The 2,872-nt window shown below is 35.0% G+C and carries 7 protein-coding genes; all 7 read right to left on the minus strand.

Annotation, left to right across the window (positions count from 1 at the left end):
- Positions 1–178: 178 nt before the first annotated feature.
- Positions 179–613: a prefoldin subunit alpha gene (pfdA, locus tag IJ258_RS07640; protein ID WP_292805329.1), complete on the minus strand. Its 435-nt coding sequence runs from the start codon at positions 611–613 to the stop codon at positions 179–181.
- Positions 614–631: 18 nt separating this feature from the next.
- On the minus strand, positions 632–856 hold the full coding sequence (gene rpl18a / locus IJ258_RS07645) for a 50S ribosomal protein L18Ae (RefSeq protein ID WP_292805332.1): 225 nt from the start codon (positions 854–856) through the stop codon (positions 632–634).
- A 25-nt stretch (positions 857–881) separates the two neighbouring features.
- Positions 882–1,556, minus strand: coding sequence for a translation initiation factor IF-6 (locus tag IJ258_RS07650; protein ID WP_292805335.1), 675 nt, complete (start codon positions 1,554–1,556; stop codon positions 882–884).
- 27 nt (positions 1,557–1,583) lie between these two features.
- Positions 1,584–1,829: a 50S ribosomal protein L31e gene (locus IJ258_RS07655; protein ID WP_292805338.1), complete on the minus strand. Its 246-nt coding sequence runs from the start codon at positions 1,827–1,829 to the stop codon at positions 1,584–1,586.
- Positions 1,830–1,841: 12 nt separating this feature from the next.
- Positions 1,842–1,997: a 50S ribosomal protein L39e gene (locus IJ258_RS07660; RefSeq protein WP_149731730.1), complete on the minus strand. Its 156-nt coding sequence runs from the start codon at positions 1,995–1,997 to the stop codon at positions 1,842–1,844.
- 25 nt (positions 1,998–2,022) lie between these two features.
- Entirely contained in the window at positions 2,023–2,607 is a 585-nt protein-coding gene (locus tag IJ258_RS07665) for a hypothetical protein (RefSeq protein ID WP_292805341.1), read from the minus strand.
- Between the two features lie 5 nt (positions 2,608–2,612).
- Positions 2,613–2,872: DNA-binding protein (locus IJ258_RS07670; RefSeq protein WP_292805344.1), on the minus strand; the 260-nt coding region annotated here is incomplete at its 5' end.

The raw sequence follows: 2,872 nt of genomic DNA on the forward strand, positions 1-2,872 counted from the left end.
ACAACCTAAACAAATCCAACAACAACTACCGAAAACTAATAAAAAAATTAAACAAATTCGATGATCTAAACGCACCCGAAGCACAAAAAATCCTCGAATCATTAATGTTACTTTGAGATGAACCACTCATCTCACATTAACCATATTGAAAATTAAAATAAAAAAAAAGTTGATAATATTAACCCATCTGGGTCATATTACCTTGAGCAGCTGCTGCGATTTGTTCTGCCTGAGCCTGAAGACTTCCAGCCATATCAGTCACTTGCTGTAAGTTTGCAAGCATCTTGTCACGGCTGTCAATAAGTTCCTCTTTTTGCCCAGATAAGATTTCACGAGCACCTTCTGCATCTTTTTTAACAGCAATACCCGCACCGATACTTACGATAATTTCATCAGTGCTTTTGAGTTCACCTTTGACAAATGAACCTGCACCAACAGGTACGAAAGCTTCTACTGAATCTTTACCTTCAATATCATCCAAGGTTGCAAATAATGCGTCAACTTCAGCAATTGAAGCTTGAATCAATTCAATTTGCTGTTGAATTAAATCTGCTTGTTGCCTGTATACATTCATTTCATTAACAAGATTGTTTAATCTTTGTTGATCTTCCATGTTAACCCCTCAATGCATCTATAAAATTTCTTTAACGATTGGGTCTTCCACATCTTCAGGAGCAATTTCTTCGATGGAATCGATTGAAATTTGGTTCCTGTTAATACCGTGTTTACTTCCGAAGTTTGCATAGATTTTGCTTTCTATGTCGCTTTCACAAGTAGCTTTGTATTCTTTAGTAAAGTCGTGGTATTCGTCACCCATTACAAAAGTACCTTTAACTCTGTAAATTTTTGTTATCATATAAAATCCCTCATGATTATATTAATTAAAAATCATCATCCAAAAAGCCTAATGCTTCTTCAACTCTAGCCATTTCAGGACCAGTACTGTCCTTGTCAACAATTGCACCTTTGGAATTCGCCAGAATGCATGCGCCGACCAGTGGAATACCTCTTCCAACAGTACCTATGTCTCCTTCAACACCAAATACTTCACGAGCAAAGTTAACTTCTGAGGCAAGTGCATTTTTACTCATTAAAAACCCTTTGTTTGTTACCTTGATAAGGGAACCTATAATGTCGCTTCCTACAATATGGGATGTTTTGACATCAACGTCAAGGGTTTCTTCCAGAACATGAATTGCTTCAGGGCTTAAAAATGGTGAAGCTATTGCTCCTTTGTCGTTTGCTGCCACGATATTTCCCACAGCAGTGTACTGACCAGGAATAGTTGCCACGTTTAATCCCATTTCCTCAAATTGTTTAACTTCTCTATCTAAAACATGTGGGGAAACAACAATACCATTTGAATTAGCTACAGCTAAAGATCCTATAAGGCTTGATCCAGAAATAGAAGATTTTACAACATCAACTTCTAATGTTTCCTTAATAATATCTGCTTTTTCATCTAAAAGATTATAAGGAACAATAGCTACGTCGTCTGTTGCAAGAACGAATACTCCAATATTTGGATTTCCTACAATATCTATTCTTTTTAACATATTGTTACCTCACATTAAATTACGTGCTTATTCTGCTAAAGTAGCTTTTACAACACCATCATCATCTTTAACTGCTTTTACAGTTATTTTTGAAGGTATTTTTTGAATACCTCTTTCCCAAATAGCATGATTGATAGATTCATCGATTTTAACATCACTAGCTTTCATGTGTTTGGTTAAGAAATTTTTAATCTCCCTAATTGCTCTAGGAGCTCTGATAGTCCTTTTAACGTTTTTTACATTTCTAAGTGGAATTGTGTAAACTCTTTCCATGATAAATCCCCCTTATAATTTAAGGCTGTTTCTTCTCCAATGTCTAGGTTTAGGTCTGTATCTAAGTTTACGATTAGTTTTAGCATAAGCCCAGATTGGAATTCTCCTATTTTGTTTGTTTGCTTTTGCCATTCTTAATTTTCTAGCTAATGGTTTATTTCTACTCATTTTTTCACCTGTTAATAAAGCATAATTATTTTTTATATCCTATAACGCGAGTTTGATAATGTTCCGGGAAAATATCCAGAGAATTTCCTCCTTTCTCATCAATTAAAGTCCTTATTTCAACCTCATAATCAGAACTGTTGTCCTTATTGCTTTTCTCATGAGATATCTCGAAAAGATTGGATGTTATTAACTTAACAGATTTGTGACCAAAACTGTCCAAATTAATGTATTGAACATTTTTCCTATCTTCAAGACTTCTGATCTGATTGACATTGAGCTTAGGAGTTCTGTCATCCCTTCGTGTTCCATCGGCAATGATATCATATTCATCAGCAACATTTTCAATGACCGTTTCGTGAATGAACTTTATTCCGTCATTTGGAAATCCGTCATTCATAATCATATCACAGGTTTTATCCAGAATATCCAAATCAAGATTTAAGACCTTATGATTAAAACCCAATGATTTTGCTGATTTGCTGGCAGGAATATATGAATCATAAACACCAAAGTTTGCTGTGCATAATTCGACATCAAGACCCAATCTTTTAAGCATGACAGCCATAAAAGATGAATCCTTACCACCACTATATAATACAGCCGCTTTCATGGACACTATTTCCTTGTAATTTTAATCTCCCTTTTCTGACCAGCAATCTGTCTTAGAAGAACTTTAAGTTGTTCATCAGTGACTTTTCCTCTTAAACTACCGGCTTGAGCAGATTGAATCAGTTGAATTTCAATTTGATTGACAAGTTCCGGTTTAGTTAATTTGAGGTTAGCTAATCTGTTACGAGCTTCAGAAGTTAAAATTTGGCCTAAAATTTGTTTTTTCTGAGCTTCAAATTGTGCTTGGGCTGCTTCTTGCTGTTGCA

The organism is Methanobrevibacter sp., from assembly GCF_017468685.1.
GTDB lineage: Archaea > Methanobacteriota > Methanobacteria > Methanobacteriales > Methanobacteriaceae > Methanocatella.